Origin of the sequence: Achromobacter mucicolens, assembly GCF_902859725.1 — a bacterium.
Taxonomy (GTDB): domain Bacteria; phylum Pseudomonadota; class Gammaproteobacteria; order Burkholderiales; family Burkholderiaceae_B; genus Achromobacter; species Achromobacter mucicolens.
This window is the reverse complement of the sequence record NZ_CADIJP010000018.1, coordinates 78,688-105,412: the sequence shown is the minus strand read 5'-3', so window position 1 is coordinate 105,412 and position 26,725 is coordinate 78,688. Positions and strand designations below refer to the sequence as shown.

Sequence of the window (26,725 nt, the reverse complement as noted above, 5' to 3'; positions counted from 1 at the left end):
TTCGAGACGCAATGACTAACTAAAAACGTTCAGGTGCTCGTTCTATTTCTTGCGGAAGGCGCCGCCCAGAATGGACAGCAGTGCCAGAACCAGAAAGACGAAGAACAGGATCTTGGCAATCCCCGCGGCGCCGGCGGCGATGCCGCCGAAACCCAGGACAGCCGCGATGATCGCGATGACGAAGAAAACTACGGCGTAATGCAACATGACAGCTTCTCCTGGTGTTTATGTAGATCAGGGATTACGGTCGAAGAAATCCCGGACTTCCTTTTGCGCCTCGTCCTTGGTCTTGCCGTAGCGCTCCTGGATCAGACCAGCCAGGCGTTCGGCATTGCCCTCGGTACGGGTCAGCTCGTCGTCGGTGAGTTCACCCCAAGCCGCCTTGGCCTTGCCCGTCAGTTGCTTCCACTTTCCGGCGATGATGTCGTTGTTCATGGTGACCTCTCTCTGGTTACGTGCGGCGGCAGGTTCATGGCCTATGAAGCTGCCCTGACGCGGTGTGTTGGGTACTGATCAGCTAGGTTCTAAGCTACGAGTCGCCCCCTGGGGCTGTCAAACGACGCTGTGGAGAAATGTAACTGCGCCAATGTGGAAAAAGCCCCGTGTTTGAGACGAGAAATCGCATCCCGGGAGCGATAGGGCCGAGTTACATTTGAGCAACGATTTGACCCCTTTTGAGCGCGGCTGGTAACCGATCCGCTCGAACGCCAGCAATGGCGCGGGTGGCCGGGCGGTCCCCGGGCCGGTATAGTCCACGAGGAACCGGCTGGCGGTTCGACACACCCGAAGGGAGAAAGCCCGCATGACGAAACGACTTTGCAGCGCGATCTTGCTGGCGCTGGGCGCCATGGCTGCCGTGGGATGCACCCATGTGACCGACAGGTACCAGGCTTCGGCACCCGTGGTCGCGCCGCACGGCTAAGGCGATCAGGACAAAAAAACGGGGCGCCTGAGCGCCCCGTCTTTGTCCCGCGACCCGGTCAGGGCTGCGCGATGCGCTGGGCGATATGCGCCAGCGCTTCTTCCACCTGATCGACCAGGATCAGGCACAGATCGCCCGGGTTCAGGCGCGACAGCGCCGTGTCGATCGCCAGGAACTCGCCGTGGATCTCGTCGATGTGCGTGGCGCGGCTGGCGCCCACCAGGCCCTGCTGCAGCAAGGCCAGCACCTCGCCGTCCGCGCGGCCGCGTTGGCATTGATCCTGGTAGAGCAGCACGTCGTCGAAGGCGGCGCCCAGGATCTCGGTCTGCATGCGGATGTCTTCGTCGCGGCGGTCGCCCGCGCCGCTGATGACGACCGAGCGGCGCTTGGCCGGCATGGCGTCCACCGCGCGCACCAGCGCCTGGATGGCGTCGGGGTTGTGGCCGTAGTCGGCGATCACGGTCGCGCCGCGGTAATCGAACACGTTGAAGCGGCCGGGCGCCGTCTGCGCATCGTTGACGAACGTGGCCAGGCCGCGGCGGATGACGTCCCAGCCCAGGTTCAGCGCCCATGCCGCCGCAATCGACGCCATCGCGTTTTCGACCTGGAAGGTGATCGTGCCGTTGCGGGTGAGCGGAATCTCGGCCAGCGGGAAGCGCACTTCGTCGGCGCCCTGCGCCGCCACGATGGCATCGCCATCGCGGTACACCGATCGCAGGCCCTGCGCGCGGTGCGTGGCCAGCACGGGATGATTGCGGTCTTCGGCAAAGTAGGTGATCGAGCCCGGGCAGCTCGAAGCCATTTCGGCCACGATCGGATCGGCGGCGTTCAGCACCGCCATGCCGCTCGGATGCACATGCTGGACGATCACGCGCTTGACCACGGCCAGGTCCTCGACCGTGCTGATGTAGCCCAGCCCCAGGTGATCGCCCATGCCGATGTTGGTGACAATGGCGACGTTGCAGCGGTCGAACGCCAGCCCTTCGCGCAGGATGCCGCCGCGCGCGGTTTCGAACACGGCGGCGTCCACGTCCGGATGCATCAGCACGCTGCGCGCGCTGCGCGGGCCGCTGCAGTCGCCGGTGTCGATGCGCAGGTTGTCCACGTACACGCCGTCCGAATTCGTCATGCCCACGCGGTTGTCGGCCACGCCCAGCAGATGCGCGGTCAGGCGCACCGTGGTGGTCTTGCCGTTGGTGCCCGCGACGGCCACGACCGGGATGCGGCCGTCCTCGCCGTCCGCGAACATGTTGGCGATGATGGCTTCGCCCACCGCGCGGCCCTTGCCGAACGAAGGATTCAGGTGCATGCGCAGGCCGGGCGCGGCGTTGACCTCGACCACGCCGCCGTGCTGCTCTTCGAGCGGGTAGTGCACGCTTTCGGCCACCACGTCCACGCCGCAGATATCCAGGCCGATCATGCGGGCCGCAGACACCGCGCGCGCCGCCATTTCCGGGTGGACTTCGTCGGTCACGTCGGTGGCCGAGCCGCCCGTGCTGAGGTTGGCGTTGTTGCGCAGGAAGATCAGGGTGCCGGAGGGCGGCACGGAATCGGCGTCAAAGCCCTGCTTTTTCAGCGTCGCCAGGGCGATGTCGTCAAAGCGGATCTTGGTCAGGGACGTGGCGTGGCCATCGCCGCGCAAAGGGTCGGCGTTGACCTGGTCGACGAGTTGGCGGATCGTGTGCTGGCCGTCGCCCGTGACCTGCGGGGGATCGCGGCGCGAGGCCGCCACCAGCGCGCCGCCGACCACCAGCAGTCGGAAATCGTGGCCGGGAATGTAGCGTTCGACGATGACCTCGGAACTGATTTCCTCGGCCACTTCAAAGGCCTGGATCACCCGCTCGCGGGTCTCGATGTTGACCGCGACGCCGCGGCCCTGGCTGCCGTCGCGCGGCTTGACCACGACCGGACCGCCCAGTTCCTGCGCCGCTTCCCAGGCCTCTTCGGCGCTGGTCACGGAACGGCCCATCGGCACCGGCACGCCGGCGGCGTCCAGCAGCATCTTGGTCAAGTCCTTGTCCTGCGCGATGGATTCCGAGATGGCGCTGGTCAGATCGGTTTCCGCGGCCTGGATGCGGCGTTGCTTGCTGCCCCAGCCGAACTGCACCATGCTGCCTTGCGTCAGGCGGCGGTACGGGATGTTGCGCGCCGTGGCGGCGTTCACGATGGAGCCGGTGCTGGGTCCCAGGCGGACGTCTTCGTCCAGTTCGCGCAGGCGCTTCAAGGCGTCGGCGATGTCGAACGGCGTGTCATCGAGCGCGGCGCGCACGAGGTCCTGAGCCAGTTCCATTGCCAGCTTGCCGACTTCTTCTTCGCTGTACTCGACCACGACCTGGAACACGCCGGGCTCGATGGTGGAGGCAGTGCGGCCGAACGTGACGGGGCAGCCGGCGTGCGCCTGCATCGTCAGCGCAACGATCTGCAGCACGTGCGCGATGGACACCGCGTCCTGATGGCCTTCGGGACGCAGCAATCCGGTCTGCGGCAGGCGCGCGCGCAGGCGCGCTTCAAACTCGGGCAGGTTATCGATGGAGCATTCGGCATCGCCGCAAGACACGATGGCCTCGATGGCGGTGTTCTTGCTCCACAGGTTGGGGCCGCGCAATGCTCGGATACGGGAGACTTCCATGGCAGGGTTTCCTGTCGTCTGGCGCGCGTCCGCCACTGGGGGCGGACGCGAGCGGAGTAGTGTCAGTGTTGTTGGATCCAGCGGCGGACCAGGTCGATGGTCGGGCCGGAGAACGCCTCGTCGGACTGCAGCAGAGCGAAGTCGCCGCTTCCGATGCCATCGAGCACGCTGGCGATGGCCTTGCCGTGGTCAGGCTCTTCCTGGATGTCCTTGACGCGGCTGCCCTGCGCCAGGCCCTGGCGCAACAGCGCGCGCGCCTCGCCCTCGGGACGCTTGCTGCGCACCGTCGTGTCGTCGTAGAGGACCACGCGGTCGAATGCGTCGCCGAGCAGCTTGCCTTGCTCGATCAGGTCCGCATCGCGGCGGTCCGCGCCGGCCGAGTAGACCGCGGCGCGCTTGCCGGAAGGAAACTGGTCGATGGCGGCGATCAGCGGGCGCAGCGCCGACGCGTTATGCACGTCGTCCACGACGACCGTCGCGCCATTGCGCTCGAACAGCGTGAACTGCCACGGGGCATCCGCCTGATCGATATCGAAGGTCTCGATGCCGGCGCGGATCAATTCAACGGGAATGTCCAGCGCCCAGGCCGAACCCACGGCCGCCAGCACGTTCTCGACCTGGAAGGCCACGCGGCCGCCGTGCGTCAGCGGAATGGCGGCGACGTCGGCCAGGCGTTCCTCATGGCTGCCTCGGGCCAGCACGATGCTGCCGTCGCGCACGAACACCGCGCGCCCGTCCTGGGCCAGATGCTGCACGATGGCGGGCAGGGCGGGATCGATGCCAAAGAAGATGACGGAACCGTCGCAGAGCTCGGCCATTTCGACCACGCGCGGATCGCGTGCATTCAGCACGGCCACGCCATCGGGCAGGACGACGTCGACCTGCGTGCGGAACACGTTGAACAGGCGCTCGGTTTCGTTGATGTCGTAGTCGCCCAGATGGTCGCCGTCATCGATGTTGGTGACGACGCCGACCTGGCAGCGGTCGTAGGCCAGGCCTTGGCCCAGGATCACGCCGCTGTCGTTCTCGATGACGGCGGCGTCCACGTTGCGGTTCATCAAAAGGCGCGTGCCCGACGCGAAGTCGGCGCGGTCGCCCTTTTGCACCAGGCGGCGGTCCAGATACAGGCCTTCGCTGCACGCCAGGCCCGTGCGCTTGCCCGACAGGTGCAAGAGGCGCGCCACCAGGCGGGCGACGACGGTCTTGCCGTTGGTGCCGGTCACGCCGACGATGGGAATGCGGCCAGCCTCGCCCTCGGGGAAGAGGTGATCGACGATGGCGCGGCCCACCGGGCGCGGCGCGCCGTCGGCGGGCTTCAGGTGCATCAGCAGGCCCGGGCCGGCGTTGACTTCGACGATGGCGCCGCGCTGTTCGTCCAGGGGGCGCGTGATGTCTTCGGCCACCAGGTCCACGCCGGCAATGTCCAGGCCGACGATGCGTGCCGCGAGCGTCACGGTGGCCGCGACGCTGGGGTGGACGCGGTCGGTCACGTCGAATGCGACGTTGCCGCTGCGCTGCACCAGCACGCGCTGGCCCTCGGGCGGAACGCTGTCTTCGGTCAGGCCCTGCCGCGCGATTTCCAGCCGGGCGGCGGAATCCAGGCGCACAAAATTGAGCGGATGGTTCTCGGTGCGGCCGCGGCGCGGGTCGGTGTTGATCTGGCTGTCGATGAGTTCGGTGACCGTGGACTTGCCGTCGCCCGTGACCCACGCCGGTTCGCCGGCGGCAGCGGCGACCATGCGGTTGCCCACCACCAGCAGGCGGTGTTCGTTGCCCAGCACGAAGCGTTCGACGATGACGCCGCTGCCTTCGTCCACGGCGACGCGGTAAGCCGACACCACTTCTTCGCGGGTCGTCAGGTTGGTGAAGACGCCGCGGCCATGGTTGCCGTCGTAGGGCTTGACCACCACGGGCAGTCCGATGTCTTCGGCGGCGTCCCAGGCGTCTTCCTCGCTGTCGACCAGGCGCCCTTCGGGCACCGGCACGCCGCAGGTCGACAGCAGTTCCTTGGTCAGGTCCTTGTCGCGCGAGATGCCCTCGGCGATGGCGCTGGTGCGATCGGTCTCGGCCGTCCAGATGCGGCGTTGCGCCGAGCCGTAGCCGAATTGGACGAGGTTGCCCTCAAAAAGGCGGATATAAGGGATGTCGCGGTCGTCGGCCGCGTCCACGATGCAGGCCGTGCTGGGGCCGAGGCAGTGGCGGTCGACCAGGCTGCGCAGCTTGGCGATGGTGGCGGACACGTCGAACGGGCGGTCCTCGATGGCGGCCATGACGAGGTCGCGCGCTTCGTTCAGCGCGGTGCGGGTAACCTGTTCCTGCCAGGCGCGCACAACGACTTTATAGACGCCGCGCTTGGAGGTTTCGCGCGCCTTGCCGAAGCCGCCGCGCAGGCCCGCCAGGTTCTGCAGTTCAAGCGTGACGTGCTCGAGAATGTGGCCGGGCCAGGTGCCTTCTTTGAGGCGGGCCAGAAAACCGCCTCGCACGCCGGGGCTGCACCGGTGCTCGATCAGGGTCGGCAGCCATTCGCTCAGGCGCTCATAAAATCCGGGAATCGTGTTGGAGGGGTAGTCCTCCAGTTCGCCGATATCCACCCATGCTTCAAGGACCGGACGATACGTCCAAATGTTCGGGCCGCGCAAAGCCACGACATCGATAAATTCAATGTCTTTCTTTTTCATGTTTTAATTCGCTCGAGAAGCAGGTTGGCACGCGCGGACGCCCCTATGCAAGACCGCGATTTTATTGGGGTTGCGCCTTAAGAATAATGCCAACGAGTGGGGGATCCCAGATGTTCCTAATTAGAAAAATCGGCTGATACTATACGACGCCTTCATGGCGTGAACTCGTTGTGTTGTAAGGAAGGGACACGTTTGCCGCCGCTGGCGTCAAACCGGTTGCCGCCTAGTAGGGCAGAGTTCTGGCCCGGTATGCGTTCCAATGAAAAAACCAAACCTGCTTTCCGGCCTTGCCGACGCATTTCCTGCCCGCTGGCGGGATGAAATCCGCACCGAACTGGCGGATGACGAAACCCTTCTGGCCTGGGTCGAAATAGACCTCGATCAGCGTTTGAAGTTCCAGCCGGGACTGGTCGCCGTCACCGATAAACGGCTGGTCGCCCGTCTTCCCGACGATTCCGGTTGGGAATCCTGGCCATATGGCCCCCAACTGAAGCTATCCCTCAGCGACCATGCCGGCGCCGCCGGGCTGGAACTGCATGACGACAGCGGGCGCCTTGCCGTCTGGCGGTTCACGCTGGCGTGCAATCCAGCGGCGTTGCGGCTTTTGGTGCAGTTTGAAACCCAGCAGTCCATCCGTTTGTCGGGCAAACAGGCCGAAGCGCTGGAAGAGCGCACCTGCACCATCTGTAATAACGTCATTCCTGCGGGCGAGGAAGAATGTCCAACCTGCAACCAGGAACAGGCCGCGCCGTCGACCACCTGGGCGCTGCTGCGGTTGTGGCGGTTTGCGCGGCCCTATCGCGGCCCGCTGTTTGCCGGCTTTCTGCTGACATTGCTGGGCACCGCGGCCACGCTGGTGCCGCCGTACCTGACCATGCCCTTGATGGACGACGTGCTGATCCCGTTTCAGAACGGCGCACCCATCGATTACAGCCTGGTGCGCCTGTATTTGGGCGGTCTGCTGGGATCGGCGATCCTGGCGTGGGGGCTGGGCTGGGCACGCACGTACATTCTGGCTTGGGTCAGCGAACGTATCGGGGCCGATCTGCGCACCACCACTTACGCGCACTTGCAGCAGCTTTCGCTTGAGTATTTCGGCGGCAAGCGCACCGGCGACCTGATCTCGCGCATCGGCAGCGAAACCGACCGCATCTGCGTGTTCCTGTCGCTGCACCTGTTGGATTTCGCCACCGACATCCTCATGATCGCCATGACGGCGGTCATCCTGATCAGCATCAATCCGTGGCTTGCGCTGGTCACGCTGGTGCCGCTGCCGTTCATCATCTGGATGATCCATGCCGTGCGCGACCGCCTGCGCCACGGCTTCGAAAAAGTCGACCGCATCTGGTCCGAGATCACCAACGTGCTGGCCGACACCATTCCCGGCATCCGCGTGGTCAAGGCGTTTGCGCAGGAAAAACGCGAGGTCGCGCGCTTTCGCGAAGCCAACAACCGCAACCTGGAAGTCAACGACCGCGTCAACACCACGTGGTCGCTGTTCTCGCCCACCGTCACGCTGCTGACCGAAGTCGGTTTGCTGGTGGTGTGGATCTTCGGCATCTGGCAGGTCTCGCAAAAGCAGATCACCGTGGGCGTGCTGGCCGCGTTCCTGGCGTATATCGGGCGTTTCTACATGCGCCTGGATTCCATGAGCCGCATCGTGTCGGTCACGCAAAAGGCCGCTGCTGGCGCCAAGCGCATTTTCGACATCCTGGACCATGTGTCCAGCGTGCCCGAGCCGCAAAACCCCGCCAAGCTGCCGCACATCAATGGCCGCATCGAACTGCGCGACGTCGGTTTCCGCTATGGCAACCGCCAGGTCATACGCGGGCTGAACCTGACTATCGCGCCGGGCGAAATGATCGGGCTGGTGGGACACAGCGGTTCCGGCAAGAGCACGCTGATCAACCTGATCTGCCGCTTCTACGACGTATCCGAAGGCGCGGTGCTGGTCGATGGCGCCGACATCCGTTCGGTCCGCGTGGCCGACTACCGCCGCAATATCGGGCTGGTGCTGCAGGAGCCGTTCCTGTTCTTTGGCACCATTGCCGAGAACATCGCCTACGGCCGGCCTGACGCCACCCGTGACGAGATCGTGGCCGCGGCGCGCGCCGCGCATGCGCACGAGTTCATCCTGCGCCTGCCGCACGGCTACGACTCGCTGGTGGGCGAACGCGGTCAGGCCTTGTCGGGCGGCGAACGCCAGCGCATCTCGATCGCGCGCGCGCTGTTGATCGACCCGCGCATCCTGATCCTGGACGAAGCGACGTCGTCGGTGGACACCACGACCGAGAAAGAGATTCAGAAGGCCCTGGACAACCTGGTGCGCGGCCGCACCACGATTGCGATCGCGCACCGCCTGAGCACGCTGCGCAAGGCCGACCGCCTGGTGGTCCTGGACCGCGGCCAGATCGTGGAGCAGGGCCCGCACGAAGAACTGATGGCCCGCGAGGGCGCCTACTACCGCCTCTATCAGGCGCAGGCGCGCCAGGCGGAAGCCGACGCCCAGGCGTCGGGCAGCGAAGACATGGCCGCCGTGGCCTGACGCGGAAACGGAATAACCTCGCCATGACCTTGCCGTTCTTTCAATTGCGCCGCAACGCCTTTGGCCGCCTGGAGTTCCAGTCCGCCGACGGCGAGTCGCATGAAGGCGTCCTGCCGGTGCGCGCCTTCCCGATCAGCGAGGCGGGCCGCGGCCTGTCGCTGGTGACCAGCGACGGGCACGAGCTGCTGTGGATCGAACACCTGTCCGACGTCCCCGCCGAGCCGCGCGCCCTGATCGAAGAAGAACTCGCCAGCCGCGAGTTCATGCCCGAGATCCGCAAGCTGACCAGCGTGTCCACCTACGCCACGCCCAGCGTCTGGAAGGTCGAGACCGACCGCGGCGCGACCTCGTTCACGCTGCGCGGCGAAGAAGACATCCGCCGCCTGTCCGCGCAGACGCTGCTCATCGCCGACAACCACGGCATCTTCTATCTGGTGCGCGACATCCAGTCGCTGGACAAACACAGCCGCAAGCTGCTGGACCGCTTCCTCTGACGGCAAGGCGGTCTGGCTTGTGCCGGTGACTGACGCCGCTGCCGACGTCAGTCACCTCGCCCCTTGAAGGGCGTATGCGATTCCAGCTCTCCCAGATAGTCCGTCACTGCCGCGGTTTCCTCATCCAGGAAGTTCTGGATCGCCTCGGCAAAACCCGGGTGCGCCACCCAGTGCGCTGACCACGTCGGCGTGGGCAGCAGGCCGCGCGCCATCTTGTGTTCGCCCTGCGCGCCGCCTTCAAAGCGCGCGATCCCATGCGCAATGCAATACGCGATCGACTGCATGTAGCACGTCTCGAAATGCAGACCCGGCACGTATTCCGTCGCACCCCAGTAGCGCCCGTACAGGGCCTCGCCGCCCGCCAGGTTGAGGGCGCACGCCACCGGCTCGCCGTCGCGTTCGGCCAGGATCAGCACGAAGGCGTCGGGCTGGTCGCGATGCGCCTGCTCGAAGAACTCGCGGCTCAGGTAGGGCGGGTTGCCGTGGTTGAAGTAGGTGCGGCAGTAGCAGCTGTAGAAGAAATCCAGTTCCTTCACGCCGATTTCGCCGCCGCGCAGCCAGCGGAACGCGAGGCCGGCGGCCGCGACCTTCTTGCGGTCCTGGCGGATCTTCTTGCGCTTGTCGTGGCTCATGGCGGACAGGAACGCGTCGAAGTCGGCGTAGCCCGCGTTGGTCCAGTGAAACTGCACGCTCTCGCGGATCATGAAGCCGGCTTCCCGCAACGCGCGCACGTCGGCGTCGATGGGAAACAGCAGGTGCAGCGACGACACGTTGACCTCTTCGGCAAACGCGACCAGCCCGCGCACCAGCGTCGCGCGGTCTTCGTCGTTGGCCGCCAACAGCCGCGGGCCGGTGACCGGCGTGAACGGGATGGCCGACAACAGCTTCGGGTAGTAGCGCATGTCGTGCCGCTGAAAGGCGTCGGCCCACGCGTAGTCGAACACATACTCGCCGCGCGAATGCGACTTCAGGTAGAGCGGCACCGCACCGGCCAGCACATCGTCCCGCCACAGCGCCATGAAATGCGGCGCCCAGCCCGTCTGGCGCGATGCGCAGCCGGTCTCGTGCAGCGCCAGCAGAAAGGCGTGGCGCAGAAAAGGCTGATCCCCGGCCAGCGCGTCCCATTGCCGGGCGTCGATGCGGGACAGATCGGTTTCCAAGGTAAGGCGCAAGGGATCCATCCGCGAATGATAAAGTCTTCGGCAACGCCTGGCGTGCAAGCCATGGCAATGACAGGGATTTGAGGCGCCCAGGCGGCGCCCGGGAATGACGGCAACATGGACAGCAGCAAGACGGCCCCCGGCGGGCAGGAGGACGATGCGCGTTGCATCCGCGCGCAGGCGCTGGCGGCGCTGGCCGCCACGGCATGGTCCGAGAAGCTGGCGCGCGTGCGCGCCATTGCCGACGATGCGCGGCTCGATTGCGCACGCGTCTTTGCGCCGGTCGCGGGATTGCCCGGCCGCCCGCCGCGGCCCGAACTGGTCCCGCCGGCCCAGGTCAGCCAGCGTTCCATGGCCACGCAGGAGGGCCGCGCGGCGCTCTTGCACGCGCTGGCCCACATCGAGTTCAACGCCGTGAACCTGGCGCTGGACATCATGTGGCGTTTTGCCGGCATGCCCGAGGCGTTCTACCGCGACTGGCTGCGCGTGGCGCGCGAAGAGGCGCTGCATTTCGACCTGCTGCGCCAGCGGCTGGACGCGCTGGGATTCGCCTACGGCGACTTCCCCGCGCACAACGGCTTGTGGGACATGGCTGAGCGCACGCAAGACGACCTGCTGGCGCGCCTGGCGCTGGTGCCGCGCACGCTCGAGGCGCGCGGCCTGGACGCGTCCCCCATGATCCGGAACAAACTGGCGGGCGCGGGCGATGCGCAAAGCGCCGCCATCGTGGACATCATCCTGCGCGACGAAATCGGCCATGTCGCGATCGGCAACCATTGGTACAAGCAGCAGTGCGCGCTGGCGGGCAAGGAGCCGGTCGCCTGCTACGCCGAACTGGCGGCGCGCTACCAGGCGCCTCGCCTGCGTGGCCCTTTCAACCTGGAGGCGCGGCGCGCCGCTGGATTCGACGACGACGAGCTTGCCGCGCTGCAGGCCGGCTGATTGGAAGACGGAAAGATGAACATCACGATCGACGCCCTGCTGACGGGCGAGGTGCGGCCGCTGGGCGATTCGGGACGCGACAGCGGCATCGACAAGCAGCCGGTTGCCGAACGGCGCTGGCTGGGCCTGGAAGGGCTGGACGGGGACGAACAGGCGGACCGGCGCTTTCATGGCGGCCCGGAAAAGGCGTTGCATCACTATGCGCGCGACCACTATCCCGCGTGGCGCCAGGCGCTGGGCGAACGCGCCGTGCTGCGTGCGCCCGGCGCCTTCGGCGAAAATCTTTCCACGACCGGCATGACCGAAAGCGACGTATGCGTGGGCGACACCTATCGCGCGGGCACGGCGCTGATCCAGGTGTCGCAGGCGCGCCAGCCATGCTGGAAACTGGACCACCGGTTCCAGCACAAGGGCATGGCCGCGCAGGTTCAGGCCAGCGGCATGACGGGCTGGTATTACCGCGTGCTGCAGACGGGCTGGCTGTCGGCTGGCGACACCCTCACGCTTGCGGAGCGGCCGCATCCGCAATGGACGCTGGCGCGCGTGCAGGACATCCTGAATCGCCGGGTGCTCGATCCCGACGTGCTGCACGCGCTTGCGGCGCTGCCGGAACTGTCGCCCAACTGGCGTGCGCTGTTTGAAAAGCGCGCCCGTGCCGGTGAAGTCGAAGACTGGACGCGGCGCCTGCAAGGCGATGCCGCGATCGCACCTCCCAAGGAATCCCAAGCATGAAATCCCTGTTGAGCGGCGCGCGAGCCCGCGCCGCGGTGACGACCGCCGCAATGACGACCGCCGTGCTGATCCTGCCCGCGCCCGCGGCGCTGGCCGCCGACTCCTTTGCCGCCTGCCTGTCAACACTGCGGGCGCCCGCCTTGAAGGCCGGCGTCTCGGGCGCGACGTTCGACACGCATACCGCCCAGCTTGTGCCCGACATGGCGGTGATCGATCTGCTGGACGCGCAGCCGGAATTCAAGACGCCCATCTGGGACTACATGGCGGGCCTGGTGGACGACGAGCGCGTGGCCGACGGGCAGGCCGGCATGGCGCGCTGGCAGGCCGAGCTGGACCGGGCCTCGGTGCGCTATGGCGTGGACCCGGCCACCATCGCCGCGGTGTGGGGCGTGGAAAGCAATTTCGGCCGCACGCTGGGCGGCCGGCCGTTGCTGACCTCGCTGTCCACGCTGTCGTGCTACGGCCGGCGGCAGGCGTATTTCCGCGGCGAGTTCTTTGCCACGCTGAAGATCATCCAGGACGAGCACATCGCGCCCGAGCGTCTTGTCGGATCCTGGGCGGGCGCGTTTGGTCAGACCCAGTTCATGCCGTCCACTTACCTGCGGCTGGCGGTTGACTTTGACGGCGATGGCCGCCGGGATCTCGTCGACAGCGTGCCGGATGCGCTGGGGTCGACGGCCAACTTCCTCAAGCGTGCGGGCTGGAATCCGGGGCTGGCCTGGGGCTATGAGGTCAAGCTGCCGGCCGGGCTGGATACGTCCGGGGCAGGCCGCAAGAACAAGCGCCCGATGTCCGCGTGGGCCAGACAGGGCGTGACGCGCGCCGACGGGCAGGCGTTGCCGGCGGGCGACACCCCGGCCGGGCTGCTGCTGCCGGCCGGCCGCAACGGCCCGGCGTTCCTCGTCACGCGCAATTTCGACGCCTTGTATTCGTACAACGCGGCCGAAAGCTACGCGCTGGCGATCGCGCATCTGTCAGACCGTTTGCGGGGCGGCGGTCCGCTATTGCAGGCCTGGCCAACGGACGATCCTGGCCTGTCGCGCGCCGAGCGGCGCGAGCTGCAGCGCCTCTTGATCGCCCGGGGTTACGACCTGGGCGAACCCGACGGCATGATCGGCGCCCGCACGCGCCAGGCCTTGCAGGCCGCCCAGCGCGAATTGGGACTGCCGCCGGACGGGCGCGCGGGCCAAAAGGCGTTGAAGGCGCTGCGGGCATCGGCGGCCCCGGCCAAAGGATGAACCGGATCGCGTGGCCACGCGCGCGATTTACAACTTTTGCAAAGTCGTCGCCGGCGGCAACAGCATTGACGCACACCGCGCTTTTCATGGGCCTATACTGATTTCCCGACTTTTTCAGGAGCGCGGCAATGAGCCTATTGGACACTTTGGCCTCGATGGCCGGCGGCGGTCAGCAAGGCGGATCGGCCTCGCTGCTGCCCGCGCTGATCGAACAACTGAACAAGTACCCCGGCGGCCTGACCGGGCTGATCGCCAGCTTCCAGAAGGGCGGACTGGGCGAAGTCGTGGCGTCATGGGTGGGCACGGGTCAGAACCTGCCCGTCAGCCCGAGCCAGCTCGGCGCCGTGCTGGATCCCGGCGTCGTGAACGAACTGGCCGCCAAGACGGGGCAAGACGAGAGCGCCGTGCTGGATTCCCTGTCGGCCCTGCTGCCGCAACTGGTCGATAAGGCCACGCCTGACGGCGCGGTGCAACCCGGCCAATCCTTCAACCCGGCCGATCTGCTGGGTTCGCTTTCGGGCATCTTCGGCAACCGCGGATAAGGGCAGGGCAGTCTTCTGGAACATCCGCAGCTCAAGTCCCCCCTGCGCCGGCGCCTGTTTCAGGCGCTGGCCCTCGGCGCGCTGGCGCCCTTGGCGGCATGCTCGCCGCCCGTTTCCGTAAATGCCACGTTCCTGCAGCTCTGGCGCAGCCACGCGGACCTGACGGCTGACGACTGGCGTCTGCGGCTGCGCAGCTTCCGGCGGCTGGGCAGCCGCGAGATCTTCCTGCAATGGACCGGCCTGGAGGGCGGGCGGCCTGACGACTGGATGGCGCCCGGCGCGCTGCTGGACACGCTGTTCGACGAAGCCGCGCACCAGGGCCTGGGCATTCACGTCGGCCTGCCGTATGACCAGCGCTGGTGGGACGTGCTGGCCCGCGCCGACATCCCCGCGCTGGCCGCCTTCCTGGACCAGACACGCGAGCGCGGCATCGCGTACATGCGCGAATCCGGCTGGAACCAGCGCCGCGCCTTCCGCGGATGGTATCTGCCGTATGAGCTGGAACAGTACAACTGGGCGTCCGCCGAGCGCCAGTCGCTGCTGATGCCGTGGCTGGACGCGCTGTCGCGCGCGGCGCAGGACACCAGCAGCAGCGTGCCCTGCATCTCTACCTATTTCAGCCGGCTGCCGGGCAATGGGTCGCTGGCGACGCTGTGGAGCCGCATTCTGGACCACGTGGGTATCCATCCCATGATCCAGGATGGCGTGGGCGTGGCGGGGATGGACAATCTGCGCGCGCTGGCGCCGCTGCACGACATGCTGCTGGAACGCCGCGCGTCTTTCGACCTGATCCTGGAGCTCTTCGAGGAACTGCCGTCAGGCGCGACTGACGGCTCGACGTTCAAGGCCCGTTCGGCCGAGTTCCCCCGGGTGTACGAGCAATGGGAGGTCGCGCGCGGCTATGGCGCCAAGCGCATCGTGGCTTTCGCGCTGGACCCGTGGGTGATCGGCGATACGCCCGAGGCGCAGGCCTTGATGCAGGCCTGGATGGACGCGCGCGTCTGACGCGCGCCGCGTCAATTGAAGCTGCGGCCGATGATTTCCAGCATGACCTCGCTCGTGCCCCCGAAGATGCGCAGCGCGCGCGCATCGGCCCAGGCGCGGCCGATGCCGTATTCCGCCATGTAGCCATACCCGCCGTACAACTGCAGCAGGTCGTCCAATATGCGGCCCTGCATCTCGGTCGCATTGAGCTTGGCGATGGCCGCCGTCGTGGCGTCCAGCTCGCCTTCCATCATGCGCGCCAGGCAATCGTCCAAAAACACGCGCAGCATGACGCTCTGCGCGCGTGCGTTCGCAAGCTTGAAGCGCGTGTTCTGGTAGTCGATCACGCGGCGGCCAAACACCTTGCGCTCGCGCGTGTACTGCGCGGCCTCGTCCAGCATCCCTTCCTGCGAGGCTGCCGCGCGTAGCGCAATGGCCAGGCGTTCGCGCGCCAGTTCGCGCGTCATGATCTCGAACGCCTGGTTGAGCGGACCCAGCAGGCAATCGGCCGGTACGCGCGCATCGTTGAAGAAGAGCTCGCAGGTGTCCTGGCTGTGCTGGCCGATCTTGTGCAGCGGCCCGCCCTTCGTAAAGCCGGGCAGGTTTTCCTCTACACAGAAGAGCGACAGCCCGCGCGCGCCCAGGTCCGGATCGGTGCTGGCTAGCACGATGGCCAGGCCCGCGTTCACGCCATTGGTGATGAAGGTCTTCTGCCCATTCAGTACGAAGTGGTCGCCATCGCGCCGCGCGCGGGTGCGCACGGCCTTCAGGTCGCTGCCTGCATCGGGCTCGGTCAGCGCGATGGCGCCGATGGTCTCGCCGCGCGTCATGGCGGGCAGCCAGCGCTGCTTCTGCGAGTCTGTGCCAACGTTCATCAGGTACGGCGCGACCATGTCGGAATGGATCGAAAAGCCGACGCCCAGGAAGTTCGCGCGGGCCAGTTCCTCGATCACCACGGCCGCATGACCGAAGTCGCCGCCCGCTCCATAGGGGTCGGGCAGCGCGCAGTTGAGCAACCCCTCTTCGCCCGCGCGCCGCCACAGCGCGCGCGGCGTCACGCCGGCGGCTTCCCACTCGGCATAGTGGGGTGCGATCTCGCTGGCAATGAAGCGCTTGACCTGGTCGCGAAAGAGTTCGTGGTCTTCCCGGAATACGCGGCGCATGACGGTGTCTTCCTATTTCTTGTACGGGTCCGTGCCGCTGGCTTGCCCGCGCAGCACGGGGGCTTCGGGCGTGCCGGTCAGGAACAGGCTGTAATGGTCGCCGGGTTGCAAGGCCGGCAGCGGCAACGCTTTGGACACGGCGGCGCCGCAGCCGGCGGCCAGCGTCGCGCTGACCGGATTGATCGCGCGCGCGGTGGACGCGCCGGGCCCGACGTCCTTGAACAGGACGGGGCCAGACGGGCTGACGGACAACTGCCCGGCCGGGCAGTCCGTCGCCAGATTGTAAAAGCGCAGCTCGGCCTTCAGCGCATCCTGCGCGCCGGCGCTATCGTCGATGACGCTGAAGGATAGCCTGCCGCCGTCGCGCCGCGGCACCAGCGTGCTGAACGTGTCGGGCGCCACCTGCAGCGTGCCGGCCAGCTTGCCGTCGATGCGCACATCAAAGGGCTGGTTGCCCTTCACGATGGCGTAGGTGGTGGCTTGCCGGTCGGGGCCGATCTCCTGGACCGGACCTTGGGCGACCTGAGCCTGCAGCGGATTCACGTGCGGATTGACCACCCGCACGAACGAGGATCCTGCGGGCGGCCTGGCCGCATACAGTTGCGCCAGCACGCCTTCGGCGGCGGCGCTGGCGGCGCAGGTCGCCATCGTTAGGGTGAGGGCCAGGCGAAAAGAGGTGCGAGTCATGCTTGCGGCTCCGGTTTCTTGCTGAGGCGCGTTTCAAGGTACAGCCGTTCGAGCTGCTTGCGGTCCGCCTTGTCGGTGCTGGTGGTGGGAAAGCGCGGGCAGGCCACCAGCTCCGAGGGAATCATGTAGGGGGGCAGGCGGCGGCCCAGCGTGTGCTTCCAGTCCGCCAGTCCGGCCGGCAGCGGCTGCAATCCGCTGGAGGGGGCATGCGGGCCGTCGCCGCTGCCTGCCGGTTCTGCAAAGCCGATCAGCCGGACAATGGCGCCGTCGGGGCGGCGCAGCGCCACCGTCGCGCCGGCGCGCACGCCGGGCAGGGCGGCGATGGCCGCGTCGATCTCCGCCAGTTCGATGCGGTAGCCGTGCAGCTTGATCTGGTCGTCGATGCGGCCGCGGAACGTGATCAGCCCTTGCGCGTCGATCTCGCCCAGGTCACCCGTGCGGTAGCCGCGCTTGCCGCCGCGCGTGAACATGCGCGTGGCGTTCAGATCCGGCCGGTTCAGGTAGCCGCGCATGACGTGATCGCCCGCGATGCTGATCTCGCCGTTGTCGATGAAAACCTCGGCATACGGTTTGGCGCGGCCGATGGGAAACGGGTTGGGCGCCGCCGCGCGCAGCGCCGGATCGATTTCGACCCAGGTGGTCGAGCAGGTAGCCTCGGTCGGGCCGTAGGAGTTGACGATGCGCACCTGCGGAAAGCGCTGCCACAGTTCTTCGGCCAGGGCAGGCGTTAGCGATTCGGCCCCGAAGACGAAGACGCGCAGGTCCGGCAGGTGGGCATGATCAAAATCGGGATTGAACAATTGCTGCCGCACGAAGGAGGGCGTGGAGGCCCAGACGCTGATGCGGGTGTCGGCCAGGTACTGCACGAAGGCATCGCGCTCGGCGATGGTCTCGCGCGGACACAGCACGCAGGTGCCGCCCAGCGCCAGCGCGCCAACCCAGTTGAACAGCGAGAAATCGAAGCTGAAGAGCATCTGGTCCATGAAGACCGGCGCCGCGCCCAGCGCCAGGCAGTCCGAGATCCAGCCGGCAAAGCGCGACACGCTTTCGCGGCCGATCTGCACGCCCTTCGGGTCGCCCGTGCTGCCGGACGTGAACATGACGTAGGCGAGGTCTTTCTCTTGCAGCGCTGCAGCCTGGGCCTGCGTGGCGGTAAAACGCGCCGCTTGCGCGTCGTAGCGCAGGCCGGCGCGCACCAGTTCGCCGATGCGCGCGATGCGCTCGGGCGGGTTGATGACGTCGACCGGCACGAAGGGCACGCCCAGTCTCAGGCAACCCAGCATGGCCACCAGAAACGCCGTCTCCTTGTGGCCGGAAATTACCAGCGGCGTATCGGCGTGTGCGCCGGCCTGCCGCGCGGCGTGTTCCCAGGCGTCGGTGGCCGCGCGTAGCGCGCCCCAGGACGTCGGCCCACGCGCGTCCACGACGGCGATGGCGTCCGCGCCCGCCTGCGTGTCGGCGAAGTCGAAGGCATTGAAGTCGAAACGCATGGTCCGGCCCTCCGGTGGCGGCGCGTCAGGCGCGGCGGTGTTCCGCGATGAAGGCGGCCAGCGTGTGCACCGATTCCAGGTGCACGTCGATCTCGGTGGGCGGGATCTTGCAGCCGAACTCGCGCTCGACCGCCAGCGCCACGTCCACCGCCGCCAGCGAGTCGACCAGCCCCGATTCGATCAGCAGCGTGTCCGGATCGACCTGCGTCAGGATGATGCCTTCGACCAGTTGCGCCACTTTGGCTTCGATAGCGTTGATGTCCATGTCATGCTCCGCGACCTTGCAGGGTCAGAATTGGAAATAGAGAAACCGGGCTTCCTTGTGCAGGTTGGCCAGGCAGAAAACCAGCAGCACCAGCATCACCGCCGTCCAAGCCAGGTTGGGGCGCCAGCGCAGGTAGGGCTGCGGTGCCTCGTTGGGCTTGAACAGGGCGGGCGACCACCGGCCCAGGATCTGATGCGAATTGGGTGCGAACCATGCGATGGCTAGCAGCACGACAGCATAGATGAGCTGCATGTGGTGGCCGGCGATGACGCGCCAGGCGTCGCCAAAGGCCAGGCCGGCAACGTGGGCGGACAGGTCCAGCGGCTCGACGCCGCGCGCGCCGACCATGCCCTGCACGAGCAGCATCGCGTCGCCCACGCCGTTCGCGCGGAAAAATGCCTGCGCGACCAGCACCGCGACAAAAGTGATGAGCACGCACAGCGCGCGCGTGGCGGCGTGCGTGTTGCGGGCGGCGGCGGGCTTGCGGCCCACGACGAAGATGCGCCAGGCGTGGTTCACGGACAGGTACATGGCATGCAGCAGGCCGAACACCACGAACTGAAAGCCCGCGCCGTGCCACACGCCCGCCAGCGTCATCGTGAACAGGGTCGGCAGCGCGATGCTGCCCGCAAAACCGCCCAGGGTCTTGAGCCCGGCGGAGCCGACCGGCAATTCGCGATTCGTGCGCCATTTGTTCACGGCCACCGCCACCGGGTAGTACAGGTACGCGGTGATGTAGCGCGTCAGCGTCATGTGCCAGCGCGCCCAGAATTCGATGATGTTGCCCGCCTTGTAGGGCGAATTGAAGTTCAGCGGGAAGCGGATGCCGAACATCTTCGCCAGGCCCAGCGCCATGTCCGAATAGCCCGAGAAATCGAAATACAGCTGCAGGGCGTAGCACAGGCTCGCGCCCCACGAGCCGAAGAACTGCAGCTCGCCCGGCGCCGCAAAGCCCGCGTCGGCATAGGGGGCGATGCCATCGGCCAGCAGCACCTTCTTGGCCAGCCCGATCACGAACAGCATTGCGCCCACCGACAAATTCTCGGCCCGGAACCGGTAATTTTCCGGCTGGGCGAACTGCGGCATCATCTCCTTGTGGTGCAGGATGGGGCCGGCAATCAGGTGCGGAAAGAACGTCACGAACAGCACATAGCTGAGCAGGCTGCGCTCTTTCACGACGCCCGCCTTGCAATCGAGCAGATAGCCGATCTGCGTGAAGGTGAAGAACGAGATGCCCAGCGGCAAGATGATGTCGTCCGCCGACGCCGCGGTCATGCCCAGGTCGTTCAGGAAGTTGAGCAGCGTCGCGAAGTACTTGTAGTGAAACAGCAGCGCCAGGTCCGCGCCCACGCCCAGCCCCACGATCAGGCCCTGCAGCCGGGGCCGCCCGGCGTAGTGCAGTATCAGCTGGCTGACGATGTAGTTGAAGGCGATGGAACCGGCCAGCAGCACGACAAACTGCGGATTCCACCAGCCGTAGAAGACGAGCGAGGTCAGGCACAGCCACAGCGCCGCAAGACGCACGTTCAGCGGTCCCAGCGCGTAATACACCGCCAGCGTCACGGGCAGGAAGATCAAGAGGAACAGGTAGGAATTGAATAGCATCTTGGTTCGCTACGGAATGCGGGCCAGCAGGGCTTGTTCGTCCGCGGTCAGCGGCAGCGACAGGGCGTTCTCCGAGAACTCCCAGATGACGAGCTTCAGGCTGGCGGGCCATTGCGCGCGCTGGCCCAGCGCCATCGTCAGCGCGCCCGAAAACTGCCCGCCATCCAGGCTCATGTTCCAGACTTCGCGCGACAGCCCCATGCCCAGGCGTTCGGCGAACTGGCTGCGGCGGCCATTTGAGCTGCCCGCCAGCAGCACCTCGACGGGCGGCGTTTCATCCAGCAGGCCGCCGCTACGCACGGGTTCGATCTTCGCCTCGGACACCTCTTCCAGCGTGGGCCGCCATCCGGGCGGGGCGTTTTCCAGCCCAGCCAGCACGATCAGGTCGCCCATGCGCGGCTGCGGCGCGGACGCGGGCCCGGTCTTGAAGACCTGCGTGCCCGGCCCGTTCAGCAGCGGCAGGGCGGCCTCGGCCACGCGCGTGGCGGCGGCCTGCGCGCCCTGCGCGTTCATGTGCACGTCCGTTCGGAAAAAGCGCGGCGCGGGGGCGGCCAGCAGCGCGTCGCGCAGGTCCACGAAGGGCACGCCGTCCGCGCGCAACGCGTCCTGCCAGGCGTCCAGCGTCCGGCGCATCGGTTGCGACACCGGCAGGCCGCAAAGCTGGCCGGCCTCGATACGCGATTTGTCCGGCACCGCCACCACCAGCACCTGGACCTGTTTGGCGCGCAGCTCGCGCACCCAATGCCGCATCAGGCGCAGGCGTTCGTCAAAGACATGGACGCCCGGCGGCGGCCGCAGTCCGTCGCGGTAGAACAGCCACTGCGGGCAGCCCATCGCAACCTGCGCGCCCAGGTCGCCGAAGAGGCGGTAGCGCAAGGCCGCGTTCCAGGTGTCGACGTCGGCCTGGCGCGGCAATGCCAGCGCCTTGTTCAGCGCGGCGCCGGCCGAGCCATCCAGCCAGGCGGACGGCGACACGGCAACCGCGCCGATGCGCGCCTGCGCCAGCCGCCAGCCGCCCCATCCCAGGCCGACGGCGAGCAGCAGCGCCACCACCCATGCGGTCAGCCGGTGGCCGCTGACGTCCGGGCCGCTGGCCTCCGGGCGGCCGGCGTCCCGGCGGCCGGCGTCCCGGCGGCCCGCGTCCGATTTTTCCGGCGCATTCACGTGCTTACTTCCCGATCGCCGCTTTCATGCGCGTACGCCAGGTGTCGGCGCTCATGATCGAAGCGTTGTCCCACAGGCCGCGCGCGTCAGGCCCCTGCGCATAGGTGGGTTCGAACATCTGCCACACCAGCACCTGCGGCTTGTTCTGCTTGAACGCGGGCGACTCCAGGTATTCCAGCAGCATGATCCAGTGGCCCACATTGCCGGGTTTCCAGTTGACCGACACCGGACGGTCCAGCGCGTTGGACAGCTTCTGCGGAAAACCGAAGTAGGGCTGCACCATGCTGTGGCCGGTGACGTGCACCGGCGCCGGCGTGTCGTCCAGCAGGCTCTGGTTTTCGGCCTGACGGCGCACGGTGAACGTCTCGCGTCCGGCCTGCTTGCGCTGGTCCGGCGTCAGGAAAAGCTCGGCCAGATCGCCATAGCGGCGCTCGTTGACCACGCTGCCCAGTTGCATGCCTGTGCCCGGCTTGCCGGCCAGCGTCTTCACGTCCGTCTTGATGCGCTGCGCCAGCGCGTCGGCGGTGGCGTCCGCGGCGGCCTGCGTCCAGTGCTGGTCCGTGCGGTAGAACACCTCCTGGCCGCTGCGCTTGACCCCCTGCAGCACGGCCTCGTCGTCGATGGTGGAGATGCCCGCCTGCTTGAGTTTTTCCTGGATGGTCTGGTAGCGCTTCTTCACGTCGGCGCTGAGCGTCTTGCCGTCCGGCAGCTTGTCCTGATAGAAGAGGGTCTTGTCGGGCAGCACCAGCACTTCAAGCTGGATGCCCTTGGCCGCCAGCGCGTCGCGCGTCTCGCGCACGAGCTGCGTGGACGCGTCGATGCCGCGCATGTCCACCTGCGTCAGGCTCCCCCAGCCGGGAAAGAGCCAGTTGTCCTTGCCCTGAATGACGATGGACGAGGCCTGCTGGGCCTGCGCCGCCGTGGCGCACGCCGCCAGCAGGACGGCCGATGCCAGCGCGCGCGCCGCGCCGGGCAGGGCGCGTTTCGGAAGACGGGTTGCATGGTGCATGGGTGAACTCCTTGTGTTGCGGATCGGCGTGCCGTCAGTACGACAGGGTCAGGTTGATGAACAGGCCCTTGGCCCGGTCGGCCTGCCCGCCGCCGATGTTGAAGCGGTATTGCGTCGTCAGGTCCAGATAGGACATGGGCGCGGTGTAGTGGCCTTCGCGGAACCAGTAGCGCAAATTGAAGCCCGGGCCGGCGCCCATCGACCACGAGGTGCTGTCGCCAAATAGCCGGAAGGACTCGGCGCCCTCGATGTCCAAGCCCGTGACGCGGTTTTTGTTCCACAGCCAGTCCGCGCCGATGACGGCATAGGGAAAGAACACCAGGCGCTCGCTGATCGCGTCCAGCCGATAGCTGCGGCCCACGCGCAGTTCGCCGGCGCCGAACGCCTGGTCGCGCTTCAAGCGGCCCGACGACTTCTCGCCGTCCACGCCGGTCGTGTTGTCGCGCAGCCAGAACTTGGCCGGCATGTCCTGCCAGGAATAGCCGGCCTGCACATAGCCTTCCATCGTGAACCAGTCGGGACGGTCGATGCGCAGCGTCGTGCCCTCGTACAAGCCGTAGGTGACATAGGCCAGCCAGCCTCCGCTGCCGGCGTCCGTCTGGTAGTGCGCGGTCTTGTTGCCAAGGGCGGGGGCGCAGCGCAGCTCCTGCGGGGCCGGGCTGAACGTGCCGCGGCGCGTGGCGCTGCCCAGGTTGAACTGGCGCTCCAGGCCGAACGTCAGGCCCACTTCGGTGGACGGCGTGAAGCGCATGCCGAGCGACCCGATGGTGGTGGGGATGCCTGAAATGCCCTGATTGGTGGTTTCTGCGATGTCGACCGTGCCGGCGCAAGGGTCGGACACGGTCTGGCTGGCGGTCCGGCTGCCCTCGTCGTACAGCGTGTTGGACAGGCGCCCGTACAGTTCGAAGGTGCGGGTCGACGAATTCAGGAAGTCGGACGGCCGCCAGAAGATTTCGGTGGTGCTGAACACCGCGTCGCCGGGCACGGTGATGGCCGCGCCGCCCAGTCCCGAGGACGCGGGCCGCGCGCCGCGGTAACCGGCCGAAAAGTAGCCGCCCCATTCGCGCGACAGGCCGCCGATGGCGTTGCGCGTGTCGAACCGCTGCTGGGGCGTGAGCTCCAGCTTGCCCGCGTCATTCTCGTCGATGGCGGTTTTCAGGCGATCGACCGCGCCGCGCTTGTCTCCCGTGCCGGCCAGCGCATAGCCTTCGTCCAGGATCACGGTGGGCGGCGCCTTGCCGGTCGCGCGCGCCGCCTGGAAGTCCTGCAGGGCCAGCTTGGGCTGGCGCATGCGCTGGTGCAGGTAGCCGCGCTGCATCAGCAGCGTGGGATCGTCCGGCTGCGCGGCAAGCGCCTCGCTCATGCGCGTATTGGCCTCGGCCAGCTGCGCGGGGTTGCCCGCCGCCAGCGTGGTGGTCAGGAGGCGCTGGTATTCCTTGTTCGCGGGATCCTGTTCGACGGCCTTGCGCGCCTGGCTGATCGCTTCCTGGTAGTCCTCGCGGGCATAGGCGGCGTAGGCCTGCGAGGCCGGGCCGCCGCTGCCCGCCGCGTCAGACGGCAGCAGTTCGCACGAGGTGCCGTACGGCGTGTCGCGGCAGTCCTGCACCGGCGCGGGATAGTTCGCCAGCGTCAGGGTGGCGGGAACGGCAGGGCGCGCGCGGGCGCGCTTGATGCGCTGGGCTGCGGCCTCGTCGTTGCCGCCCAGCGGTTCGACCAGCGCCAGCGCGCGCGCGTTGTCGCCGGCCGCCAGCGCGGCGTCGGCCGCGATCAGGCGCACATTGCGCCGCTGTTCGTCGTCCAGCCAGTCCTGCTTGAGCGCCGCGTCGAAGTCCGCGTCGGCCGCTTGCGTCTTACCCTGGCGCTGGCGCAGATAGCCGCGCAAGAGCAGCGCCACGGTGTTTTCGTCGTCCTGCTGCATGGCGTCCGTGGCGGCCGCCTCGGCCGCTTCAAGCTGGTTGTCCAGCATGAGGGCCGTGATGAGCAGCAGACGGTGGCTGGCGCTGTCCGGCGCCAGCGCGACGGCCTGCCGCGCCAGGGGCACCGCATCGCCCGGACGGTTTGCGATCAGCGCCTGATAGCCTTCCTCGGCGGGCTTGACGGCCATGCGGCGCTTGAGCGTCTGCTGCCGCGCGGCCAGATCATTCTTGTTCGGCGCGCCCAGCGCCAGGGCCTTGGCGGCCGCCGCTTCGGCGTCGGCGTACTTGCCCTGCGCTTCCAGCGCGTCCAGCCACAGCATGGCCCAGGCGCCCTGTTTGGGATCGATGCGAAACGCGCGCTCGGCGCCGCGTTCGGCGGCGGCATAGTCCGCGCGGTTGTAGTCGGCGTACGCGCGCGTGGCGATGGGAAAGCCGCGCTGGTAGGCGCTGCTTGGCCGGGGGGCTGACGCGGCCGACGCACCGGCAGCGGGCGCGGCAGGGCTGGCCGCAGCCGGGCGCAGATTCGCACGCGCCTGGCGCAGGGCGGGCGTGTCCAGGCCGCTGGCGATCGCGTCGGCCGCCGCCTTGTCGGCTTCCTGGATCTTGCCCTGCTTCTGCAGCGAATAGATCAGCAGCAGGCGCAGGCGCTCGACATCCGGGCGCAGCACGATGGCCGATTCGGCCTGCTGCTGCGCCAGCGCGTAATTGCCGGCGTCGTAGTTCCGGTAGCCCTCGTCAGCAAACTGCCACGCGGCGCCCTCCAGCGGCGCCTCGGCTCGGGACTGCGCCTGCACGCTCACGGGCGCCGCGGCCCAGATACAGGCCAGGGCCGCGGACAGAACGAGCGATCGGGGAAAGGACGTCATGGGACTGAAGGTTTGGTCGCGGGCGCGGCCGGCGGTTCGCCTTGCCCGGCCTGTTGGAATCGGATGGCTTCGTGCAGCGTGCTTTCGTCCAGCCATCCCTGCTCGGTCAGGATCTGGCCCAGCGGCTTTTTCTCGCGCACCTGGATCGTTAGCGCCTGCTCCAGCGTGGACTGGTCGATGGCCTGCCACGACAGCAGCAGCTCGCCCAGGCGCTGGCGCTGCTGCGCCAGCTGATCCGTGGACGGGAAATCGTGCATGGTCTTGTCCCACGCCAGCCGCTTGCCCGTGATCAGGTGGCCGATGAACAGGCGCCAGGCCCGGGCGGCTGCCATGGCATTGATGAAATTGCCGACGATCATCCGCGGAACGGACAGCAGGGCATGTTCCCAGCCGTACATCCGGCCGACGAAGTAAGCGCGCTGCACCACGCGCAGCAGCAGCGCCACGGCGTTGGCCCACATCAGCGTGACCAGCCAGCCGCCCGGCCGGAAGTACGACGGGTAATACACCGTCCACCACCCAAACAGGTCGGCCAGGTAGAAGACAAAGAAGTTCGCCAGCAGCACGTAGGCCAGGATGGCGATGAAGGACGTGACCAGGCCCTTGCGGTCGCGAAAGAGCAGGTACTTGGTCGCAAGCGACCCGGTCCATCCCACCTGCTGCCAGCCCTGCAGCCCGATCCCCAGCGTCCAGCGCGCCTTCTGCCGGTAAGCGGTGCGGAAGGTGTTCGGAAAGTATTCGCGCACGCCCAGCGGCATGCGCAGCGGCGCGATGCGTTCCTTGCCCATGCCGAACCACGATTGGCGGCGGGTCACGTATTCGACCGGGAATTTGCCGAAGATCTGGCGCATGCCGCGCTGCGCCAGGCGCGCGCCGATGTCGTAGTCCTCGGTCAGCGTGTCCGTATTGAACGGCTGGTTGTTCGTCTCGGCGGCCAATTCCACCAGCGCCCGGCGCGAAAAGCACGTGCCCACGCCCGCGGACGGCACCATTTTGGACAGGCTCTCGCGCACCACCAGGTCCTTGGTGTGCCATTCCGCGAACTCGTCCATGTAGGTGCCCGCCACCAGTTCGTACCAGTGCCGCTCCAGCGACGTCACAGGCAGCTGGATGAAATCGATGCGCGGCAGCAGGTAGTTGTAGTACTTCAGTTCCAGCGGGTGCAGCACGTCCTCGCTGTCGTGCAGGATCACGCCGGCAAACGGCACGGGCTGCCTGGCGTCCTGCGCGAAGATCGCCTGCACGATCCAGTTCAGGCAATCGGCCTTGCACGTCGGGCCGTCGTGCGGCACCTCCACGCGGACCAGCTGACGATAGCGGCGCCGCATCCGCTCGACTTCCTTGATCGTTCGCTCGTCGTTCTGGTAGGTGCCCGCGAAGATCATGTAGTTCTTGTATTCCAGCGTCGACACCATCGTTTCCAGCATCGACGCGATCACGTCGTACTCCAGCCAGGCCGGCACCATGATCGCCAGCGGCTGCTCTTCCTTGGCGCGCAGTTGCTCGGCGGTAAGCGGCGCGTAGCGGCGCTTGACCGTCAGCCGTCGCCGCAGCTCGCGCACCCAGTACCAGCCGTCGATGAACAGGTCATCCAGGCTGGACAGCAGGATGATGACGCCCACCACGGCGGTCACGACCTCCAGCCCGCGGTAGTAATCCGCGATCAGGTAGGGCCAGTAGAGCGAGGACATGTC

21 protein-coding genes are annotated in these 26,725 nt (G+C 67.2%); 7 read left to right on the top strand and 14 right to left on the bottom strand.

Features of this window, described 5'->3' with window-relative positions; translation table 11 throughout:
• Positions 1-42: 42 nt before the first annotated feature.
• From HV786_RS21325 to cphA (HV786_RS21310), 4 genes are all read right to left on the bottom strand, one after another.
• The gene (locus HV786_RS21325) at positions 43-207 is read right to left on the bottom strand and encodes a DUF1328 domain-containing protein (RefSeq protein ID WP_006389411.1); all 165 of its coding nucleotides are present in this window, start codon (positions 205-207) and stop codon (positions 43-45) included.
• 27 nt (positions 208-234) lie between these two features.
• Entirely contained in the window at positions 235-435 is a 201-nt protein-coding gene (locus tag HV786_RS21320) for a CsbD family protein (protein WP_006218180.1), read from the bottom strand.
• Between the two features lie 545 nt (positions 436-980).
• Positions 981-3,551 (bottom strand): cyanophycin synthetase, encoded by a 2,571-nt coding sequence (gene cphA, locus HV786_RS21315; RefSeq protein ID WP_128827724.1) that lies wholly within the window; start codon positions 3,549-3,551, stop codon positions 981-983.
• A 62-nt stretch (positions 3,552-3,613) separates the two neighbouring features.
• Complete coding sequence (gene cphA, locus HV786_RS21310) at positions 3,614-6,229, bottom strand: cyanophycin synthetase (RefSeq protein WP_128827725.1); 2,616 nt, start codon at positions 6,227-6,229, stop codon at positions 3,614-3,616.
• A gap of 259 nt (positions 6,230-6,488) precedes the next feature.
• Here cphA (HV786_RS21310) and HV786_RS21305 point away from each other — a divergent pair, with 259 nt between their 5' ends.
• Both HV786_RS21305 and HV786_RS21300 read left to right on the top strand, forming a co-directional pair.
• Positions 6,489-8,774, top strand: coding sequence for a cyanophycin metabolism-associated ABC transporter (locus HV786_RS21305; RefSeq protein ID WP_128827726.1), 2,286 nt, complete (start codon positions 6,489-6,491; stop codon positions 8,772-8,774).
• Between the two features lie 23 nt (positions 8,775-8,797).
• On the top strand, positions 8,798-9,268 hold the full coding sequence (locus HV786_RS21300; protein ID WP_056322203.1) for a cyanophycin metabolism-associated DUF1854 family protein: 471 nt from the start codon (positions 8,798-8,800) through the stop codon (positions 9,266-9,268).
• A gap of 47 nt (positions 9,269-9,315) precedes the next feature.
• Here HV786_RS21300 and HV786_RS21295 read toward each other — a convergent pair whose 3' ends face one another.
• Positions 9,316-10,449: a GNAT family N-acetyltransferase gene (locus tag HV786_RS21295; RefSeq protein WP_128827727.1), complete on the bottom strand. Its 1,134-nt coding sequence runs from the start codon at positions 10,447-10,449 to the stop codon at positions 9,316-9,318.
• A 96-nt stretch (positions 10,450-10,545) separates the two neighbouring features.
• On the opposite strand from HV786_RS21295, the gene HV786_RS21290 reads away from it, so the two are divergent.
• From HV786_RS21290 to HV786_RS21270, 5 genes are all read left to right on the top strand, one after another.
• The gene (locus tag HV786_RS21290; protein WP_175211760.1) at positions 10,546-11,370 is read left to right on the top strand and encodes a ferritin-like domain-containing protein; all 825 of its coding nucleotides are present in this window, start codon (positions 10,546-10,548) and stop codon (positions 11,368-11,370) included.
• Positions 11,371-11,385: 15 nt separating this feature from the next.
• Positions 11,386-12,102 carry an MOSC domain-containing protein gene (locus HV786_RS21285; RefSeq protein WP_128827728.1) on the top strand — a complete coding sequence of 239 codons (717 nt, stop codon included), beginning with the start codon at positions 11,386-11,388 and terminating at the stop codon, positions 12,100-12,102.
• A gap of 50 nt (positions 12,103-12,152) precedes the next feature.
• Positions 12,153-13,340: a lytic murein transglycosylase gene (locus tag HV786_RS21280; protein ID WP_254599503.1), complete on the top strand. Its 1,188-nt coding sequence runs from the start codon at positions 12,153-12,155 to the stop codon at positions 13,338-13,340.
• Between the two features lie 128 nt (positions 13,341-13,468).
• Positions 13,469-13,882, top strand: a complete 414-nt coding sequence (locus HV786_RS21275) for a YidB family protein (RefSeq protein WP_056322216.1) — start codon at positions 13,469-13,471, stop codon at positions 13,880-13,882.
• Between the two features lie 81 nt (positions 13,883-13,963).
• Positions 13,964-14,887, top strand: a complete 924-nt coding sequence (locus tag HV786_RS21270) for a DUF4434 domain-containing protein (protein WP_420809651.1) — start codon at positions 13,964-13,966, stop codon at positions 14,885-14,887.
• A gap of 11 nt (positions 14,888-14,898) precedes the next feature.
• Here HV786_RS21270 and HV786_RS21265 read toward each other — a convergent pair whose 3' ends face one another.
• The 9 genes from HV786_RS21265 to HV786_RS21225 all read right to left on the bottom strand — a co-directional run bounded on the left by HV786_RS21265 (position 14,899) and on the right by HV786_RS21225 (position 26,722).
• A complete protein-coding gene (locus HV786_RS21265; protein ID WP_128827731.1) occupies positions 14,899-16,029 on the bottom strand; it encodes an acyl-CoA dehydrogenase family protein in 1,131 nt (376 codons plus the stop codon).
• 12 nt (positions 16,030-16,041) lie between these two features.
• Positions 16,042-16,716, bottom strand: a complete 675-nt coding sequence (locus HV786_RS21260; RefSeq protein ID WP_175211756.1) for an alginate O-acetyltransferase AlgF — start codon at positions 16,714-16,716, stop codon at positions 16,042-16,044.
• A complete protein-coding gene (locus tag HV786_RS21255; protein WP_175211754.1) occupies positions 16,713-18,206 on the bottom strand; it encodes an AMP-binding protein in 1,494 nt (497 codons plus the stop codon). Before HV786_RS21255 ends, HV786_RS21260 begins: the two co-directional genes overlap by 4 nt.
• 25 nt (positions 18,207-18,231) lie before the next feature.
• The gene (locus HV786_RS21250) at positions 18,232-18,471 is read right to left on the bottom strand and encodes an acyl carrier protein (protein WP_062838589.1); all 240 of its coding nucleotides are present in this window, start codon (positions 18,469-18,471) and stop codon (positions 18,232-18,234) included.
• 24 nt (positions 18,472-18,495) lie between these two features.
• Positions 18,496-20,076, bottom strand: a complete 1,581-nt coding sequence (locus HV786_RS21245; protein WP_128827733.1) for an MBOAT family O-acyltransferase — start codon at positions 20,074-20,076, stop codon at positions 18,496-18,498.
• Positions 20,077-20,085: 9 nt separating this feature from the next.
• Positions 20,086-21,141 (bottom strand): alginate O-acetyltransferase AlgX-related protein, encoded by a 1,056-nt coding sequence (locus tag HV786_RS21240; protein ID WP_254599502.1) that lies wholly within the window; start codon positions 21,139-21,141, stop codon positions 20,086-20,088.
• Between the two features lie 103 nt (positions 21,142-21,244).
• The gene (locus HV786_RS21235) at positions 21,245-22,249 is read right to left on the bottom strand and encodes an alginate O-acetyltransferase AlgX-related protein (RefSeq protein WP_128827734.1); all 1,005 of its coding nucleotides are present in this window, start codon (positions 22,247-22,249) and stop codon (positions 21,245-21,247) included.
• A gap of 34 nt (positions 22,250-22,283) precedes the next feature.
• Complete coding sequence (locus HV786_RS21230; protein ID WP_175211750.1) at positions 22,284-25,031, bottom strand: NfrA family protein; 2,748 nt, start codon at positions 25,029-25,031, stop codon at positions 22,284-22,286.
• Positions 25,028-26,722 carry a glycosyl transferase family protein gene (locus tag HV786_RS21225; RefSeq protein WP_128827735.1) on the bottom strand — a complete coding sequence of 565 codons (1,695 nt, stop codon included), beginning with the start codon at positions 26,720-26,722 and terminating at the stop codon, positions 25,028-25,030. The genes HV786_RS21230 and HV786_RS21225 overlap by 4 nt, the downstream gene beginning before the upstream one ends.
• Positions 26,723-26,725 lie beyond the last annotated feature (3 nt).

Coding starts and splice junctions, on each gene's coding strand:
- HV786_RS21325 (WP_006389411.1), bottom strand. CDS start 207: ATGTTGCATTACGCCGTAGTTTTCTTCGTCATCGCGATCATCGCGGCT.
- HV786_RS21320 (WP_006218180.1), bottom strand. CDS start 435: ATGAACAACGACATCATCGCCGGAAAGTGGAAGCAACTGACGGGCAAG.
- cphA (WP_128827724.1), bottom strand. CDS start 3,551: ATGGAAGTCTCCCGTATCCGAGCATTGCGCGGCCCCAACCTGTGGAGC.
- cphA (WP_128827725.1), bottom strand. CDS start 6,229: ATGAAAAAGAAAGACATTGAATTTATCGATGTCGTGGCTTTGCGCGGC.
- HV786_RS21305 (WP_128827726.1), top strand. CDS start 6,489: ATGAAAAAACCAAACCTGCTTTCCGGCCTTGCCGACGCATTTCCTGCC.
- HV786_RS21300 (WP_056322203.1), top strand. CDS start 8,798: ATGACCTTGCCGTTCTTTCAATTGCGCCGCAACGCCTTTGGCCGCCTG.
- HV786_RS21295 (WP_128827727.1), bottom strand. CDS start 10,449: ATGGATCCCTTGCGCCTTACCTTGGAAACCGATCTGTCCCGCATCGAC.
- HV786_RS21290 (WP_175211760.1), top strand. CDS start 10,546: ATGGACAGCAGCAAGACGGCCCCCGGCGGGCAGGAGGACGATGCGCGT.
- HV786_RS21285 (WP_128827728.1), top strand. CDS start 11,386: ATGAACATCACGATCGACGCCCTGCTGACGGGCGAGGTGCGGCCGCTG.
- HV786_RS21280 (WP_254599503.1), top strand. CDS start 12,153: ATGACGACCGCCGTGCTGATCCTGCCCGCGCCCGCGGCGCTGGCCGCC.
- HV786_RS21275 (WP_056322216.1), top strand. CDS start 13,469: ATGAGCCTATTGGACACTTTGGCCTCGATGGCCGGCGGCGGTCAGCAA.
- HV786_RS21265 (WP_128827731.1), bottom strand. CDS start 16,029: ATGCGCCGCGTATTCCGGGAAGACCACGAACTCTTTCGCGACCAGGTC.
- HV786_RS21260 (WP_175211756.1), bottom strand. CDS start 16,716: ATGACTCGCACCTCTTTTCGCCTGGCCCTCACCCTAACGATGGCGACC.
- HV786_RS21255 (WP_175211754.1), bottom strand. CDS start 18,206: ATGCGTTTCGACTTCAATGCCTTCGACTTCGCCGACACGCAGGCGGGC.
- HV786_RS21250 (WP_062838589.1), bottom strand. CDS start 18,471: ATGGACATCAACGCTATCGAAGCCAAAGTGGCGCAACTGGTCGAAGGC.
- HV786_RS21245 (WP_128827733.1), bottom strand. CDS start 20,076: ATGCTATTCAATTCCTACCTGTTCCTCTTGATCTTCCTGCCCGTGACG.
- HV786_RS21235 (WP_128827734.1), bottom strand. CDS start 22,249: ATGCACCATGCAACCCGTCTTCCGAAACGCGCCCTGCCCGGCGCGGCG.
- HV786_RS21230 (WP_175211750.1), bottom strand. CDS start 25,031: ATGACGTCCTTTCCCCGATCGCTCGTTCTGTCCGCGGCCCTGGCCTGT.
- HV786_RS21225 (WP_128827735.1), bottom strand. CDS start 26,722: ATGTCCTCGCTCTACTGGCCCTACCTGATCGCGGATTACTACCGCGGG.